The 18991-nt window shown below is 64.8% G+C and carries 3 protein-coding genes (1 of these 3 running past the window's edge); 1 reads left to right on the top strand and 2 read right to left on the bottom strand.

Annotation, left to right across the window (positions count from 1 at the left end; genetic code table 11):
• Both AC193Q_RS08380 and AC193Q_RS08385 read right to left on the bottom strand, forming a co-directional pair.
• Positions 1 to 11028, bottom strand: the 5' portion of a protein-coding gene (locus AC193Q_RS08380; protein ID WP_483879414.1) for an amino acid adenylation domain-containing protein. Its footprint begins 1986 nt before the window's first position; the window shows 11028 of its 13014 coding nt (coding positions 1-11028); the start codon lies at positions 11026 to 11028; the stop codon falls past the left edge of the window.
• Between the two features lie 246 nt (positions 11029 to 11274).
• Positions 11275 to 17688 carry a non-ribosomal peptide synthetase gene (locus AC193Q_RS08385; RefSeq protein WP_121185909.1) on the bottom strand — a complete coding sequence of 2138 codons (6414 nt, stop codon included), beginning with the start codon at positions 17686 to 17688 and terminating at the stop codon, positions 11275 to 11277.
• A gap of 488 nt (positions 17689 to 18176) precedes the next feature.
• Here AC193Q_RS08385 and AC193Q_RS08390 point away from each other — a divergent pair, with 488 nt between their 5' ends.
• On the top strand, positions 18177 to 18971 hold the full coding sequence (locus AC193Q_RS08390; RefSeq protein WP_041067206.1) for a helix-turn-helix transcriptional regulator: 795 nt from the start codon (positions 18177 to 18179) through the stop codon (positions 18969 to 18971).
• Positions 18972 to 18991 lie beyond the last annotated feature (20 nt).

Genomic DNA, 18991 nt, shown 5'->3' on the forward strand with positions numbered 1-18991 from the left:
CAGCGGATAGTTGGTGCGCTCTTCGCTGGAAAGATTTTCGATGCCCTGCCAGCTCAGACGCGTGGCCTGCTGCTGTTCCTCGCTGACGCTGTGCCGGTAATTGAGCATCGCGCTGAACAGCGGCGACGGCGCTGCCACGCCGCTGCAACGCTGAGCCAATGCCAGCGACGCATGTTCATGGCCGAGCAACGCGGTCAGCTGCGCATGGGTCGCACGCACGCCGGCACGCACCGAAACATCGCCCAGATCCACCCGCAGCGGCAGCGTGTTGATGAACATTCCCAGACCGCGATCAGCGCCGGTACCGCCCTGCATCCGCCCCAGCAGCACGGTGCCGAACACCACGCGCTCATGTCCGGAGGTCGCCGCCAATACCTGGGCATACGCCAGATGGAACAGGCTCGCGACGCTCACGCCCAGCTGCCGCGCCTGGCTGCGCAAGCGCCGCGCCAAGGCTTCGGGCACGTTCTCCCGGACTTCTTCGATATCCTGCCCGTCGCCGCGCACCTCCAGCAGACCGAACGGCAGCGTCGGCTCGTCGATGTCACCGAGCATCGCGCGGAAGAACCCTTCGTGTTCCTGCTCACTGACGCCCAGCCGCGTCTGCGCCACGTAGTGGCGATAGGGCACGGCCGGCAGCAGTGCTTCGTCGTGACCAAAGAGGATCGCTTGCATTTCCTGCTGCACCACTTCCAGCGCCGTGTGATCCATGGCGATGTGATGGAACAGCAGCATGGCGACCACCCGGTCGTTGGCCGGATCCTGCGCGTACACCAGGCGAATCAGCGGCGCCTGACTGAGGTCGATGCGGTAATGACGCGCGTCGAAACGCTCATACAACTGCGCCAGAACATCACCGCCCGCCGGATCGAATGCAACCTCCTGCAGCGGCAGCTCGGCTTCGCGCCAGACCACTTGCACCGGCGTTGCCAACCCTTCCCAGACCACGCCGGTGCGCAGAATGTCGTGCCGGGTCATGACCTGACGCAGCGCAGCGGCGAAGGCGTGCAAGCGTTCAAGGCTGTCGAACGCCAGGCGCGATTGCAGCAGGTACGGATCACCCTGCCCAGCGCTCAAGTGGTGATAAAGAATCCCTTCCTGCAATGGCGCCAGCGGATAAATGTCCTGCACGTTGGCGGCCCCGCCCGGCACCGTGGCAACGGTGCGCTCGATGCTCTGCTGATCCAGTTGCAGCAGGGTCAGCATGTCTGGAGTGATATGTGTGCAACCAAACGGAATCAGGTTATCCGGCACCGCGACTTCGCGACCGCTGCCGACGGCGGCGGCCAGCGCGGCGAGGGTCGGCTGGCTGAACAGCACGCGCACGTCGGTGCTCAGGCCGAGCTGACGCATGCGCTCGATCAGGGTCACCGCCAGCAGCGAATGCCCGCCCAGCTCAAAGAAGTTGTCGTGCCGCCCGACCTGTTCGACCTGCAGCACCTCGGCCCAGACCTGCGCCAGCGCGGTCTCCACCGGCCCTTGCGGCGCTGCATATTCGCGGCTGAGCCAGGCGTCCTGATCCGGTTCGGGCAAGGCCTTGCGGTCGAGTTTGCCGTTGGCGGTCAGTGGCAGCGCCTCAAGCCGCACGTAAGCTGCCGGCACCAGTGCCTGTGGCAGACGCGCTTGCAAATGCGCGCGCAGATCCTCGATATCGACCGTTGTGCGGGCAGTAAACCAGGCGATCAACCGCGCCTCGCGCACCAGCACCACCGCGTCCTGCACCGCCGGATGGCTGGTCAATCCCGCTTCGATTTCCCCCAGTTCCACCCGCACGCCGCGCAGTTTGACCTGATCGTCGTTACGCCCCAGGTACTCGATATTGCCGTCGGCCAGCCAGCGCGCAAGATCGCCAGTGCGGTACATGCGCGCCTGCGGCTCATCGCTGAACGGGTCTTCGAGGAAGCGTTCGGCGGTCAGCTGGGGACGGTTCAAATAACCACGGGCCACCCCCGCGCCACCGACGTACAGCTCGCCCGCCACGCCAACCGGCACCGGACGTTGCTGTTCATCGAGCAAGTAAACCCTGGCGTTGCTGATGGGCCGGCCGATGTGCAGCAATTGCCCGGCATGGATTTGCCCGGAAGTCGCAACCACCGTAGCCTCGGTCGGGCCGTAGTTGTTGATCACGGCAAAGGTCTGCTCACGCGGGAACTGGCGCAACTTGTCGCCCCCGATCAACAACGTGCGCAAGGTCGGATGCCCCAGTTCACGACTGAAGGCGTATTCGGCAATCGGCGTCGGCAGGAAGCTCACCTGCAACGGCTGCGCGCGCCACCAGTCGAGCAGTTCATCCAGATGTTCGTTGCTGATCGACGGCGGCGGCAGGTGCAGGGTCGCGCCGACACACAGCGCCGGCCAGACCTCCCAGGCCATCGCGTCGAAACCGCAACCGGCGACGCTGGCGGTGTGGCTGCCGGCGCGCAGGTCGAACGCCTCACAGTGCCAGTGCACAAGGTTTTCCAGGGTCGCGTGTTCGACCATCACGCCTTTCGGCTGGCCGGTCGAACCCGAGGTGTAGATCACGTAGGCCAGATGCGCCGGGGTCAGCGTCGGCAGTTGTGGATTGGTCGCCGCCAGGTGCTGCCAGAGGTTCTGATCCAGATCGATCACCGGCACCCGGCCCAGCAGCTCGCGGGTCGAGCCCTGCGCCAGCGCCGCCACCGGATCGCTGTCCTGCAACAGGTAGGCGATGCGCTCCGCCGGGTACGCCGGATCGACCGGCACATAACCGGCGCCAGCCTTGAGAATCGCCAGCAGCGCCACCAGCATCTGCGGGCTGCGTGGCAGGCACACGGCAATCCGGTCGTCCGGCTGCACGCCGAGGCCGAGCAAGTGATGGGCCAGGCGATTGGCCTGCTGATTGAGTTGCGCATAGGTCAGTTGCTGCGTGCCCTGCACCACCGCCAGCGCCTGTGGCTGCAGCTCGGCCTGCACTTGCACCAGTGACTGAATCGTCGCCCCGCGCGGGTATGCCGCCGCCGTCGGGTTGAACCCGACCAGCAAGCGCTCGTATTCCTCCACCGCAAGAATCGGCAAACGGTTGAGCGCACGCTGTGGCGCCTGTTCCAGTGCGTGCAGCAGATGTTCCAGCGCGGTGTGCATGTAGCCGCAGATCCGTTGCGCGCCGATCTGCGTCAACGCCAGCACGGTCAAAGAAAAGTCTGTGCCGAGATCGTCGACGCTGAGGGTCAGCGGATAGTTGCTGCGCTCTTCGCCGCCGAGCAATTGCACGCCTTCCCAGATGCCCTGACCGTCACGCGGCTGCGCCTCGGCGACGGTATGCCGGTAGTTGAGCAAGGCGCTGAACAGCGGCGCGCCGGACACCGCGCTGCAACGCTGGGCCAGCGCCAGTGGCGCATGTTCATGGGCCAGCAGCGCGGTCAGCCGTGCGTGGGTGGTCTTGACAGCAGACTGCACGCCTTCGCTGACATCCACCCGCAGCGGCAAGGTGTTGATGAACACGCCCAGGGTGCGATCCGCGCCCGCGCCGCCCTGCAAGCGACCCAACAGCACCGTGCCGAACACCACGTCGCGGCGGTTGGCAAGTACCCCCAGCACCTGCGCCCAGGCCAGATGCATCAGGCTGGCCGGGCTGACACCCAACTGCCGCGCCTGCTCCCGCAGGCGCAGGGTCAATCCGGCATCGACGGCTTGCTGCGCCTCTTCAATGTCGCCGCCATCGCCTTGCACGTCGTGCAAACCGAACGGCAGGGTCGGCTCGTCGATATCGCCGAGCATGTCGCGGAAGAACGTTTCGTGCTTCTGCTCGCTGGCACCCAGACGCGCCTGCGCCACGTAGTTGCGGTACGGCATCGGCGTGCCGAGGCGGTCGGCCTGATCGAACATGAACGCGCGCATTTCCTGGCCCACTACCTCCATGGCGGTGTGGTCGAGAATCAAGTGCTGGAACAGGATGATCGCCACCACCCGTTGCTGCGCCGGGTCTTCGGCATAGACGATGCGCATCAACGGCGCCTGGCTCAAGTCGAGACGGTTGTAGCGGGCATCGAAGCGCGCGTGCAACTGTTCGAGGACGTCGCCCTGAGCCGGATCCAGCGGCACCGCCTGTACCACCAGCGGCGCCTCGCGCCACACCACCTGATGCGGACTCGGCAAGCCTTCCCAGACCACGCTGGTGCGCAGAATGTCGTGACGGGCGATGACCTGCTGCAAGGCTCGGCTGAAAGTGCGCAGACGCTCGACGCTGTCGAAGATCAGCCGCGATTGCAGCAGGTACGGATCGCCCTGTTCGGCGCTCAGGTGGTGATAAAGAATGCCTTCCTGCAACGGCGCCAGCGGATAGATGTCCTGCACATTGGCCGCGCCACCGGGCACGGTGGCGACGATGCGCTCGATGCTCGATTGATCGAGTTCGGTCAGGCTGAGCATGTCCGGGGTGATGCGGGTGCAACCCGGCGGAATGCGGTTGGCCGGTACTTCGATTTCGCGACCGCTGCCCACAGCGGCGGCCAGTGCAGCGAGGGTCGGCTGATTGAACAACACGCGCACGTCGGCCGCGAGGTCGATCTGACGCATGCGTTCGATCAGGCTCACCGCCAGCAGCGAATGCCCGCCCAGTTCAAAGAAGTTGTCGTGACGCCCGACGCGCTCGACGTTCAGCACGTCGATCCAGATCTGCGCCAGCGCGTTTTCCACGGCACCTCGTGGCGCTTCATATTCGCGGCTGAGCCACGCGCCGTGCTCCGGTTCCGGCAAGGCCCTGCGGTCAATCTTACCGTTGGCGGTCAACGGCAATGCGTCCAGCCGCACGTAAGCCGCCGGCAACAGCGCCTCCGGCAAGCGTGCCTGCAAATGCGTGTGCAACTGCTGAATATCGACCGCCGTGCGCTCGATGAACCACGCAATCAGCCGTCCATCGCGAACCAGTACCACCGCCTCCCGCAGCGCCGCGTGGCTGCCGAGCGCGGCTTCGATTTCACCGAGTTCGATACGCACGCCACGCAGTTTGACCTGATCGTCGTTGCGCCCCAGGTACTCAATGTTGCCGTCGGCCAGCCAACGCGCCTGATCGCCGGTACGGTACATGCGCGCCTGCGGCTCGTCGCTGAACGGATCGAACAGGAACTGCGCAGCACTCAGCTCGGGGCGATTCAGATAGCCGCGCGCCACGCCCGCGCCGCCGACATACAACTCGCCCGCCACACCCACCGGCACCGGGTGCTGCTCAACGTCCAGCACATAGATTTTGGCATTGGCAATCGGGCGGCCGATATGCAGCAGCTGTTCCGGTTCGACCCGGCCCGAGGTGGCGACCACCGTCGCTTCAGTCGGGCCATAGTTGTTGATCACCTCGAAGGTTTGCTGACGACTGAACTGACGCAGTCGGTCGCCGCCAATCAGTAGCGTACGCAAGGTCGGGTGCTGCAATTGCCGGCCGAACGCGTATTCGGCCACCGGCGTCGGCAGGAAGCTGACCTGCAACGGCTGCGCGCACCACCAGTCGAGCAACTCGTCGAGGTGCTCGTTGCGGATCGACGGCGGCGGCAGGTGCAAGGTCGCGCCAACACACAGCGCCGGCCAGACTTCCCAGGCCATCGCATCGAAACCGAAGCCGGCGACGCTCGCGGTCTGGCTGCCGGCCTGCAAGTCGAAGGCTTCAGCGTGCCAGTGCACGAGGTTTTCCAGGGTCGCGTGCTCGACCATCACCCCTTTCGGTTGACCGGTGGAACCGGAGGTGTAGATCACGTACGCCAGATGGTTCGGCGTCAATGCCGGCACCTGCGGATTGGCATCCGACAGGTGCTGCCAGAGGTCGTTGTCCAGATCGATGACCGGCACGCCACCGAGCAGATCGCGAGTCGAGGCCTGCGCCACGACCGCCACCGGGGCGCAGTCCTGCAACAGGTAGGCGATGCGTTCCGCCGGATACGCCGGATCGACCGGCACATAACCGGCGCCGGCCTTGAGGATCGCCAGCAGCGCCACCAGCATGTCTGGACTGCGCCGGGCGCACAGGGCCACCCGGTCATCGGGCTGCACACCGAGGCCAATCAGGTGATGTGCCAGGCGATTGGCCCGCTGATTGAGTTCGCCATAGCGCAACTGCTGCGCACCTTGCACCGCCGCCAACGCTGCAGGGTGCGCGGCCGCCCGGGCCTCGAACAAACGCTGCACGGTTTGCGCCGGCGGGAAGTCGCGACCGCTGATGTTAAAGCCGACCAGGACCCGCTGCTGTTCGCTCGGCGACAGCACCGAAATCTGCCGCAGCGGCGTGGCCGGATTGTGCTCCAGCGCCGTCAGCAGATTGTGCAGCGCGGTCTGCAAGTAATCGCAGACCCGCGCACCATCTACCTGCGGCACCGCCTGCACGCTCAGGCGGAAACCGCTGCCGAGGTCATCGACGCTGACCACCAGCGGATAGTTGCTGCGCTCGCGCGAGCTGAGAATCTCGATCCCGTCCCAGGTCACACCTGCCGGTTCCGCCGCGCTATGGCGATAGTTGAGCAAGCTGCTGAACAGCGGCAGCGACGCCGCCACACCGCTGCAACGCTGGGCCAGCGACAGCGAGGCCTGCTCATGCGCCAGCAATTGCGCCAGACGCTCATGAGTAACGCGCACGCCTTGCTCTACCGAGGTAGCGCCAACACTGACCCGCAACGGCAAGGTGTTGATGAACATGCCGAGTGCGCGGTCGGCGCCCTCGCCGCCCTGCATGCGCCCGAGCAGCACGGTGCCGAATACCACTTCCTCACGGCCCGAGACCTTTGCCAGCACCTGGCCCCAGGCCTGGTGCACCAGACTCGCGGCGCTGATGCCGAGGCGCCGCGCCTGTTCGCGCAAGCGTTGGGCCACACTCGAATCCAGCGCTTGCGCGCTCTCGACGCTGCTGCTGCCATCGCCATGCACGTCCTGCACACCGAAGGCCACGGTCGGCTCGTCGATGTCGCCGAGCATGTCGCGGAAGAACGCTTCATGCGCCTCGGCATTGGCCTGTTGCTGCGCCTGCGCCACGTAGTTGCGGTACTGCACCGGCGCCGGCAGATCGACACCGCTCGGTTGCAGACTGTCGTTCATTTCCGCGAGCAGCACTTCCAATGCAGTGTGGTCGAGGACGATGTGGTGCAGCAACAGGATGCCGACCCAGCGCTGCTGTGCACGGTCTTCGGTGTAGGCCAGACGCATCAGCGGCGCGCGGCGCAGGTCGAGGCGGTAGTGCCGTGGATCGAACCGCGCCTGCATCTGCTCCAGCACATCGCCTTCCAGCAGGTCGGCGTCGATCCGCTCCAGTGCCAGCGGCGCCTCGCGCCAGACCACTTGCACCGGCTCCTCAAGCCCTTCCCAGAACACGCTGGTGCGCAGGATGTCGTGGCGCACGATCACCGCGTTCAGCGCGCGGACAAAGGCCTTGATCTGCGCCAGTCCGGCGAAGGCGAATTGCGCCTGCAACACGTAGGGGTCACCGGCGCTGGTCGCCAGATGGTGGTAGAGAATCCCCGCCTGCAACGGTGCCAGGCCGTAAATGTCCTGCACATTGCCGACGCCGCCGGGCACGCTGGCGACCACGCGGTCGATGGCGGCCTGATCCAGCGTGGCCAGCGGCAACATGTCCGGGGTGATCCGCGTGCAATCGGCGGCAATCAGATTTTCTGGCACCCGCAGGGCGTGACTGTGAGTCAAGGTCGCCGCCAGCGCCGCAACGCTCGGCTGGCCGAACAGCACGCGCACGTCGCACTGCAAGTCGTGCTGACGCATGCGTTCGATCAGTTTCACCGCCAACAGCGAATGGCCGCCAAGCTCGAAGAAGTTGTCGTGTCGCCCGACCTGTTCAACCCCGAGCAAGGTCTGCCAGATGCCGGCGATCAGGGTTTCAACTTCCCCCACTGGGGCTTCGAAACCCCGACGGGCAAAGGCATCGCTGTCCGGTTGTGGCAAGGCTTTGCGATCAAGCTTGCCGTTGGTGGTCAGCGGTATGGCGTCGAGGCGCACAAAGGCGCTCGGCACCATGTAGTCGGCCAGCGATTGCAGCAACGCGTCGCGCAATTGCGCGGCGCTCGGTTCAGTGCCTTCGGCGGCCAGCCAGTAGGCGACCAGACGCTTGTCACCGGGACTGTCTTCACGAGCGATCACCAGCGCTTCGCGCACACCGGCGCAGGCGGCGAGGCGAGCTTCAATTTCACCGAGCTCAATGCGGAAACCCCGGATCTTCACTTGATCGTCGTTGCGCCCCAGGTAGTCGAGGCTGCCATCCGCTGACCAGCGCGCCAGGTCACCGGTCTTGTACAGGCGCGCTGCAGCACGGCCGCTGAACGGGTCGGCAATGAAGCGCTCGGCGGTCAGCGCCTCGCGGTTGAGGTAGCCGCGGGCAACCCCGGCGCCACCGACGTACAACTCGCCGATCACGCCGACCGGCACCGGTTCGCGCTGCGCGTCGAGCACGTACAGCTGCAGGTCGGGAATGCCCACACCGATCGGGCTGCGCCCGACCAGTTGCGCGTCCGCTGCTTCCAGTGGGCGATAGGTCACGTGCACCGTGGTTTCAGTGATGCCGTACATGTTCACCAGCCGCGTACCGGCATTGCCGACCCGCGCGTACCACGGTTTGAGCAGGCCCGGCTCCAGGGCTTCGCCGCCGAAGATCACCTCGCGCAGCGAATGCTGCAACGGGCTGCGGCCCTGCGCGGCGATCAACTGGCGGAAGGCGCTCGGCGTTTGATTGAGCACGGTGACGCCACTGCGGCACAGCAGCGCGTAGCAGTCGTCCGGCGAGCGGCTCACGGCCTGCGGCACCAGCAGCAACTGGCCGCCAAACGCCAGCGCGCCCCAGATTTCCCACACCGAGAAATCGAAGGCGAAGGAATGGAACAGCGCCCACACATCTTGCGGGTTGAAGTTGAACCAGTCGTGGGTCGCCGCAAACAGGCGCACCACGTTGCGGTGTTCGACCATCACGCCTTTGGGCAGCCCGGTGGAACCCGAGGTGTAGATCACGTAGGCGAGATGACTCGGGCTCAGCCCGGGAATCTGCGGATTGCTGCCGAGTTCAGCCTGCAACTGCACACTGTCCAGATCGATGCTCGGCACTTCGAGCGCGCCAATCCTGTCCAGCGTATCGGCCTGAATCAGCAACGCCACCGGGGCGCTGTCCTGCAAGGTGTAGGCGATGCGCTCCAGCGGATACGCCGGGTCAATCGGCACGTAACCGGCGCCCGCCTTGAGGATACCGAGCAGGCCGATGATCATCTGCGGGCCGCGCTCGACGCAGATCGCCACGCGCTGATCCGGGCGAATCCCCAGCGCCAGCAGGTGGTGGGCAAGCTGGTTGGCGCGGCGGTTGAGCTCGCCGTAGCTCAGCGTCTGCTCTTCGAACAGCAGCGCTGTGGCCCCCGGGCGTGCCGCCGCATGCGCTTCGAACTGCTGATGGATCAACGGCGTTTGCGGGAACTGCGGCAACGGCGAGTTGACTCCGTGCAGCAGGTATTCGCGCTCGGCCGCCGGCAGAATATTCAGCTGGTGCAGCGGCGCATCCGGGTTCGATTGCAAGGCCTGTAGCAGGCTGTGCAACGCGGTGTGCAGGTAAGCGGCGATGCGTTCGGCACCCAGCGCCGCATCCGCCAGCGCGGTGATGCGCAAGTCTTCGCCGAGGTCGTCGATGTTGATCGTCAGCGGGTAGTTGGTGCGCTCGCGGGCGCCCAACACTTGCACGCCGGGGGCCAGTTCGCTGACCTCGGCGATCTCTTCGCTGCTGCTGTGGCGATAGTTGAGGATCGCGCTGAACAACGGCGTCGGCACCGCCACCGCACTGCAACGTTGGGCCAGGGCCAGCGAGGTCTGTTCATGGCCGAGCAACGCGGTCAGGCGTCGATGGGTGGCCAGCACCCCGGCGCGCACGCCGTCCTGCCCGACATCCACCCGCAGCGGCAAGGTGTTGATGAACATCCCCAGCGCCTGTTCGCCGCCCTCACCCGCCTCCATCCGCCCCAGCAACACGGTGCCGAACACCACCGCCGTGCGCCCGGACAACTGGCCGAGCACCCGCGCCAGCGCCAGGTGCATCAGGCTGGCGACGCTGACGCCGAGCTGACGCGCCTGGCCGCGCAGTGGCCGGCTCAAATCCGCGTCGAGCATCAGCACGGCTTCTTCGATGTCCTGGCCGTCGCCCTGCACGTCCTGCAGACCACACGGCAAGGTCGGCTCGTCGATATCGGCGAGCATCTCGCGAAAGAACGCTTCATGGGATTGCTCGTCCAGACCCATGCGCGCCTTGGCCAGGTGATCGCGATACGGCACCGGCGGCCCGACCTGCGCGGTCTGGCGGAGCAGGTGCGCGCGGGTTTCGCGGCGCACCACGTCGAGGGCGACGTGGTCCATGATCAGGTGATGGAACAGCAACAGCGCGACCACGCGCCCGTTGGCCGGGTCCATGGCGTACACCAGACGCAGCAGCGGCGCCTGCTGGATGTCGAGGCGGAAGTATCGTGGGTCGTGGCGCTCCAGCAGTTGCGCCAGTACATCCGCGCCCGGGTCGAGGGCGATTTCCTCGCAGTGCAGACGAGCCTGCCGCTGCACCACTTGCAGCGGTTCGTCCAGACGCTCCCAGACAAACGAAGTGCGCAGGATATCGTGGCGTTCGATCATCCACTGCAACGCCTCGGCGAAGGCTTCCAGCCGTTCGGGGCTGTCGAAGGCGAACCGCGCTTGTGACACGTAAGGATCGCCGGCGGCTGCCGACAGGTGCAGGTAGAGCATGCCTTCCTGCAGCGGCGCCAGCGGGTAAATGTCCTGCAGGTTGGCGGCGCCGCCGGGTACTTTGGCGACCAGGCGATCGATGGTCGGCTGATCCAGAGTCACCAGCGGCAGCATGTCCGGGGTGATGCGAAACGCCGGGCTCAGCCAGTCGCCACCGTTTTGCGCGACCAGTTCCAGCAGCTGCGCCTTGTGTTCGCTGAGGCTGTCCCACAACGCATCGTCCAGCGCGTCGTCGCTGCCCAGAATGACCAGGTCTTCATCTTCCTGTTGAAGGCGGATCGCATGGGTGGAAAGAACAGCCATCAGTTCGCTGAAATGCATGGGATAACCTGCTGTAAATACGAGAAAAAGGAGCGCGCAGCCGCGAGTCCGTGCCTGCTGCGCGCAGCCTGGAAAAGCTAAAACATCGGGGCTTGCGGGGCTGACATGGGAAGCGGGGACAAGCCGCCGGCTCGGGCGCCGCAATCCCCCCCTGTAGGAGCTGCCGCAGGCTGCGATCTTTTGATATTGCTGTTAAAAGCCAAATCAAAAGATCGCAGCCTGCGGCAGCTCCTACAGGGTTCGGCGTCAGAGCCGGCGTTTGCGGGCCAGGCTCGGGATAGTGGTTGGCGGGATGAACACTTGCTGCGCCTCGGGTGTGGTGCTGAGCGCCAGCGCCGCCAGGGTCGGCTGACTGAACAGCGCCCGGGCGTCGGTGTGCAAACCGCTCTGGCGCATGCGCGCCACCAAACTCACCGCCAACAACGAGTGCCCGCCCAGTTCGAAGAAGTTGTCGTGACGACCGACCTGTTCGACGCCGAGCACCTCGCCCCAGATCCGCGCCAGCGTGGTTTCGACTTCGCCCTCGGGTGCCACGTATGGGCGATTGATGACGGCATCGGCCCCCGGCTCCGGCAAGGCTTTGCGATCGATCTTGTCGTTCGGTGTCAGTGGCAAGGCGTCGAGCAATACGAACGCACCCGGCACCATGTACTCGGGCAAACGCTCCAGCACATGGCCGCGCAAGGTTTCCAACGATGGCGCGTCGATGCTGGCGCGCACGGTGTACCAGGCCACCAGACGCTCATCACGCACCATCACCACCGCTTGGCGAATCGCCGGATGCTCGATCAACCGTGCCTCGATTTCTCCCGGCTCCAGACGCAAACCACGCAGCTTGATCTGGAAGTCGTTGCGGCCGAGAAATTCCAGTTCCCCATGATTGTTGTAGCGCGCCAGATCTCCCGTGCGATACAGCCGATCCCCCGCCACAAAAGGGCTGTCGATGAAGCGCTCGGCCTGCATTTCCGGCAAACCGTGATAACCGCGCGCCACGCCGACGCCGCCGATGTGCAACTCCCCGCTGACACCTTGCGGCACCGGTTGACCATACGCATCAAGCACGTACAGCCGCGTGTTGCTCAAGGCTGTACCGATTGGCACCACGCTCTCCGGCACCGGCATGTCCGGCTCCAGCGTCCAGCCGGCGCTGTCCACGGTGGTTTCGGTCGGCCCGTAAACGTTGTGCAACCGCACCCACGGCAGGCGATCGCGCACCTGACGCGCCAGCGCTGCACTGAGTTCGCCGCCACCGTTGAGCACATCGGTCAGGCTGGTGCATTGCTCGACACCGTCCTGCTCGATGAACTGCTGCAGCAAGGCAGGCACAAACTTGACCACCGTCACCTGCTGCTCACGAATGGTCTGCACCACATACGCCGAATCGCGGTTGCCGTCCGGTCGCGCCAGCACCAGACGCATCCCGGAACACAACGGCCAGAAGATCTCCCACACCGAACTGTCGAAGCTGAAGGGTGCCTTTTGCAGCAGTGCGCCGTGTTCGGTTGGCGGACTGAGCTGCGAACCCCAATGCACCATGTTGCAGGCGCTGCGATGCTCGATCATCACGCCCTTAGGCAGCCCGGTAGAACCCGAGGTGTAGATCATGTAAGCGAGGTTCGAAGCACTCAGGCCCGGCACCTGCAGATTGTCTGACGGCTGCTGCTCCCAACTGCCGTGATCAAGATTGATCATCGTCACACCCGGCTCGCCGAGCAATTGCCGCGTGGCGCCATGCACCAGCAGTGCGACCGGCGCGCTGTCCTGCAACATGTAGTTCAGGCGCTCCAGCGGATAGTCCGGATCCAGCGGCACATAGGCGCCGCCAGCCTTGAGAATCCCCAGCAGACCGATCACCAGATCCAGCCCGCGCTCGACACAGATCGCTACGCGCGAGTCCGGTTGAACGCCGAGTTCACGCAGGTGATGGGCCAGGCGATTGGCGCGCTGATTGAGCTCGAGGTAAGTCAGGGTTCCCTGCGCGGATTGCAGCGCGATGGCGTCAGGCTTACGCCGCACCTGTGCTTCGAACAACGCGTGCAGTGGCTGGTCCAGCGGACAATCGACCTCAGTGGCATTGAACGTGATCAGCAAACGTTGCAACTCCTCGGCTTGCAGGATCGGCAAGCGGTTCAACAGTTGTTGCGGAGTCTGCTCCAAGGCCTGTACCAGGCCGCTCAACGCGGTTTGCATGTAGCCGCAAATCCGTTGCGCGCCGATCTGCGCCACGGCCCTGCCGGTGAGGCGCAAGCCGTTGCCGTAATCATCCACGCTCATGGTCAGCGGGTAATTGGTGCGCTCCTCGTTGGCCAGGGTTTCGATACCCTGCCAGGCCTGACTGGACGGCTCCAGCAATTCAGATTCGTCACTGTGCCGGTAGTTGAGCAGCGCGCTGAACAACGGTGACGGCGAGGCGACGCCACTGCAGCGCTGGGCCAGTGCCAGCGACGCGTGCTCATGCCCGAGCAGCGCGGTCAGTCGCGCGTGGGTGGCGCGCACGGCGTCGAGCACCCCGGCATCGACATCGATGCGCAACGGCAAACTGTTGATGAACACGCCCAAAGCGCGGTCAGCGCCCTCGCCGCCTTGCATACGCCCCATCAGCACCGTGCCGAACACCACACGCTGCTGGCCGGACGTCGCCGCCAGCACCCGCGCCCACGCCAGATGGATCAGGCTCGCCACGCTGACCCCGGCCTGGCGTGCCTGGGTGCGCAAGCGTTGATAGACGTCAGCCGGCAGGGTCTGCTGCGCTTCGTCAATGCCGCGTCCGTCGCCCTGCACTTCCATCAGCCCGAATGGCAGGGTCGGCTCGTCGATGTCCGCCAGTTGCGCGCGGAAAAACGCCTCGTGTTCCTGCTCGCTGACGCCCAGCCGCGTCTGCGCCACGTAATTGCGATACGGCACTGGCGGCGCCAGCGCCAAATTGTGTCCGCACAGGCTGGCCTGCAGTTCGCCGCGCATCACTTCGAGAGCGATGTGATCCATCGCCAAATGATGGAACAGCAGAATCCCCACCACCCGATCCAGCGCCGGATCACGCGCATACACCAGACGCAGCAACGGCGCCTGACTGACGTCGAGGCGATAACGCCGGGCGTTGAAGTGCTCGTGCAACTGTTCAAGGATCGGCCCGTCACGCGGATCCAGCTCGACCTCCTGCAACGGCACAATCGCTTCACGCCACACCACTTGCACCGGGGTGGTCAGGCCTTCCCAGAGCACCGAAGTGCGCAGAATGTCATGGCGCGCCATGACCTCGCACAGCGCCGCAGCGAAGGCCTCGACGCGTTCAAGACTGTCGAACGCCAGTTGCGACTGCAGCAGGTACGGATCGCCCTGCGCGGCAGTGATGTGGTGGTAGAGAATCCCCTCCTGCAACGGTGCCAGCGGGTAGATGTCCTGCACGTTGGCGGCGCCACCCGGAACGCTGGCGACGATCCGTTCGATGTCCATCTGCTGCAGTTGTACCAGCGGCAACATCGCCGGCGTGATGTGCGTGCAATCGGCAGCGATGCGGTTGGCCGGGACTTCGATTTCCCGACCGCTGCCGACCGAAGCGGCCAGTGCAGCGAGCGTCGGCTGGCTGAACAGCACGCGCACGTCGCTGCTTAGATCGAGCTGACGCATGCGTTCGATCAGCATCACCGCCAGCAACGAATGCCCACCCAGTTCGAAGAAGTGATCGTGACGCCCGACCCGCTCCACTTGCAGGACTTCGGCCCAGATCTGCGCCAGGGCGATTTCGACCTCGCCTTGCGGTGCCTCGTATTCGCGGCGGATCAAATCTCCTGCCCCGGGCGCGGGCAGCGCCTTGCGATCGACCTTGCCGTTGGCGGTCAGCGGCAGCGCCGGCAAACGCACGTAGGCGTTCGGCAGCATGGCGCTGCTCAGGCGGGTTTTCAGGTGCGCGTGCAGTTCATTGATGTTCAACGGCACCCGCTCGGTGAACCAGGCCAACAATTGTCCGTCGCGCACCAGCACCACCGCTTCTCGCACCGCTGGATGGCTGGTGAGTGCGCTCTCGATTTCCCCCGGTTCGATCCGGATGCCACGGATTTTCACCTGATCATCGTTGCGCCCCAGATACTCCAGATTGCCGTCGGCGCGCCAGCGTGCGAGATCGCCAGTGCGATATATGCGCGCCCCCGGTTCAGCGCTGAACGGATCACGCAGGAAGCGCTCGGCGCTCAGGTCGGCGCGGTTCAAATAACCGCGAGCCACGCCGGCCCCGCCGATGTACAACTCGCCGCTCACGCCCAGCGGCACCGGTTGCTGCTGTTCATCCAGCAGATACACCGTGGCATTGCTCACCGGTTTGCCGATGTGCAGCGCCTGCCCGGCGTCGATGCGACCCGAGGTCGCCACTACAGTGGCTTCGGTCGGCCCGTAGTTGTTGATCACTTCGAAGGATTGTTGACGCGGGAACTGGCGCAGGCGATCGCCACCGATCAGCAGCGTGCGCAACGTCGGGTGAGCGAGTTGGCGGCTGAACGCGTATTCGGCGATGGGGGTCGGCAAAAAGCTCACCTCCAGCGGCTGCGCACACCACCAGTCGAGCAGCGCATCGATGTCTTCGCCGCCCTCGCTGACCGGCGCCAGGTGCAGGGTCGCGCCCACGCACAGCGCCGGCCAGACTTCCCAGGCCATCGCGTCGAAACCGAAGCCGGCCAGGCTCGAGGTATGGCTGCCGGCGCGCAGGTCGAAAACGTCAGCGTGCCAATCGACCAGATTGCACAGGGTGCGATGCTCGACCATCACCCCCTTGGGCAGACCGGTGGAACCAGAGGTGTAAATCACATAAGCGAGGTTGGCCGGGGTCAGCCCCGACACTTTCGGCGCGCCGACAGGCTCGGCGGACCAGCTCGGCTGATCCAGCTCGATCACCGGCACCGACAGCGCCGGCAAATGCTCGCGCAGCGCACGCTGGGTCAGCACCGCGATGGGCGCGCTGTCCTCCAGCAGATAGCTCAGGCGCTCGGCCGGATGCGCCGGATCCAGCGGAACATAAGCGGCGCCAGCCTTGAGAATCGCCAACAACCCGACCAGTGTGTCGAGCCCGCGCCGGGCGATGATAGCCACCCGGTCATCCGGGCGCACACCGAGGTCGAGCAGATGATGAGCGAGCGCATTCGCACGTTGATTGAGTTCGGCATAGCTCAGGCATTGCCCTTGAGCAACCGCCGCCAGCGCCTGCGGCCGCAGCATTGCCTGCGCTTCGATACGCTGCGCAAGGGTGGTCGGCGCCGGGTAGTCCACCCGCGTGGCATTCCACTGTTGCAGCAGCGCGGTTTCCTCGGGCGTGCTCAGGTCGAAATCCGCCACCGGCAGGTTCACCGCCTCCAGCCCCTGCTCCAGAATCAACAACCAGCGTTCCGCCAGGGCCTTGACTTGATCGGCGCTGAAATATGCCTCGCTGTAGATCAGGTACAGGCGCGCGTCGTCGTTGGCAAGACTGCTCAGCAGGTGCACCGCCAGCGGCGTGGCCTCCTCGACGTTCGAGGCCTTGATGATCCTTCCCGATGCCTCGCCGTAGCGATAATCGTGAGTGCCCTGTTCGTAGGAAACCGTGACCTCGAACAGCTGCGAGCGCTCTTCGCGCAGTAAACCCAGGGCGCGGTTCATTTCACTCACGGGGAAGCGCTGATGGCGGAAATCCTTGCGCAGCTCATCACGGATCGCGCTCACCAGCTCAGCGAAGGTAGATTCGCGACCGAAACCCATGCGCACCGCGCTGACCTGGGCGAACAGCCCGAGGGTGGATTTGAAGCGCGCGCCGGAGCGGTTGAGAATCGGCAACCCCACCACCCATTCGTCACGCTGCGTGCTGCGACTGAAGTAGACATGCAGCGCCGCCAGCAGCACATGGAACGCCGAGGCACCGTACGCCCGGGCCACCTGCTTCATGCGCTCGTGCAGCAGCGTCGGCAAGGGCTGCGTGTAGACCTGCGTCTGCGCGGCGGGGCCGGTCTGGCGCTGCGGGTGCCGCGGCAGCAACAGCGGTTCGGGCATCTGTCGGTACTTGTCCAGCCAGTAGGCGCGATCCTGCGCATAACGCGGCGACGCTTGGTAGCGCGCATTGTCTTCGATGAAGTCGATGTACGACGGCGCCGCGACTGGTGCCGGTTGGCCGTGCGCCAGCGCGTTATAGATCTCGTCCAGCGACTTGAACATTTCGCCAAAGCTCCAGCCATCGAAGATCAAGTGATGAGCCTGCACGGCTAACCAATGTCGCTGGTCATCGAGGTGGATCAACTGAAAGCGGAACAGGTAGCCGCCGTCCAGCACGAAGGGTTGATCGATGCGCGCCTGAACCAATCGCCGCGCCGCCGACTCAGGCTCGCCGTGCGTCGACACATCGTGGATCGGCATCGGCACTGCGACTGACCGGGCAAACTGCTGCAGCGGCAAGCCTGTTGCACCGGCGCCGGGCAACAGCACCGTGCGCATTGCGTCATGCCGGGCCACCAGCGCTTCCAGCGCGGCCTGCATCCGGGCCGGCTCCAGCGGGCCACTGAGGTCCATGTAGCCGCCGATGTTGTACAGCGGCGAATCACCGCGACTCAGCTGATCCAGCCAGATATCCAACTGCGCAGCGGTCAGCGGATACGTCTGGAGCGATGCGGACGGCGTGGCCACCGCAGGGGCGGAAATAGGCGGCATAAGATCCTTCTCAGGTGATTTTGCGCCTATTCAAGCATCGGCCCCGAGGCCGACATGACACCTGAAACCCGGACAACCTCGTCCCACGCGCCGGCCAGTCCGCGCTTGAACAGCCTTATTGGGTGGGAACCCACTAAAAGTTCGGAGAGGAAATACTGAAATTCTTGTAGGAAAAATGCCACACGCTGACGCCGCCATCGACCAGCGCAGTCAGCACATGAAAACGTAACTGCCCCGGTTTTCAAGCCTTTGCCGTGACCGAACAGTCACGCAAAGCGCGACCTCTGTACCTGGCAGCGTCAGAAGCCCGGCGCCAACTTTCAGAAATGATGGCACTTTGTGTCCCTGTTTTCCCCTACAGACGTAGGACAAATCCATAGGCTTAAATCCCGCCCCAGATCAGTTTCAAGGAGAGACGATTGCGTGGGCGGCTTTTGCATCAACAGCGGACGACTCGGTGATGACTCGGAACCAGGGATGACAAGGATATGAATCTGACCGGCAGCATTCGCAACATGGAAAACCCGCACTTCTACTGGCAACTGGGGGAACTGATTGCCAGCACCGGCGATGATCATTTCGCCAATAACCTGTTCCAGTTGGTCGACACCCTGGTGCCGGTCAATCGCGTCGACCTCAGCGAGTGGACGCTGGACGAACGTCAGGCCAGCGTGGTCGAGATCAAGGCGCTGGGCAGCGCCGGCCTGCCGCAGACCTTTCCGCCGCCAGACCCGTTGACGAGTCCGGACGATCATCCGCTCTTGCAGAAGATGATCGAGATGAATGATTCCCTGCTGATTCAACTCAAAGCCTCACTCCAGCCCCGCCATCCGCAGCACAGCGTGCACCAGTGCAATCTGGTGTCGCGCACCTCCAACCGCCGTTGTGTCATCTCGTTCTACCGACCGCATACGCAACGGGTGTTTTCCCTGCCGGAGCTGTCGTTTCTCAAAAGCCTGTCCGACACCCTGTTGCCGCTGATTGAACGGCACGCGCAACTCAGTCGACAGATCGTCGCCAAACAACCGCGCCTGCCCCTGGCCGATCTGGAGCAGGCGCCGTTGCAGCAGGTGTTCGACGAGCGCCTGGCGCTGGGCGCCATTGTCCTCTCGGCCCGGGAAAAGGAAGTCTGCCTCGGGCTGCTGACCGGCGGCACCGTGCCGCAACTGGCCGAGCAGCTACGGGTCAAGAGCAGTTCGGTCGAGACCTACCTCAAGCGTGCCACCGCCAAACTGGGCGTCAGCGGACGGCATGGCCTGGCGCGCTGGATGGCGGGGGCATAACGGCGAAGTCAGGCTTCAAC

The sequence above is a fragment of the Pseudomonas sp. F2 genome, assembly GCF_057174385.1.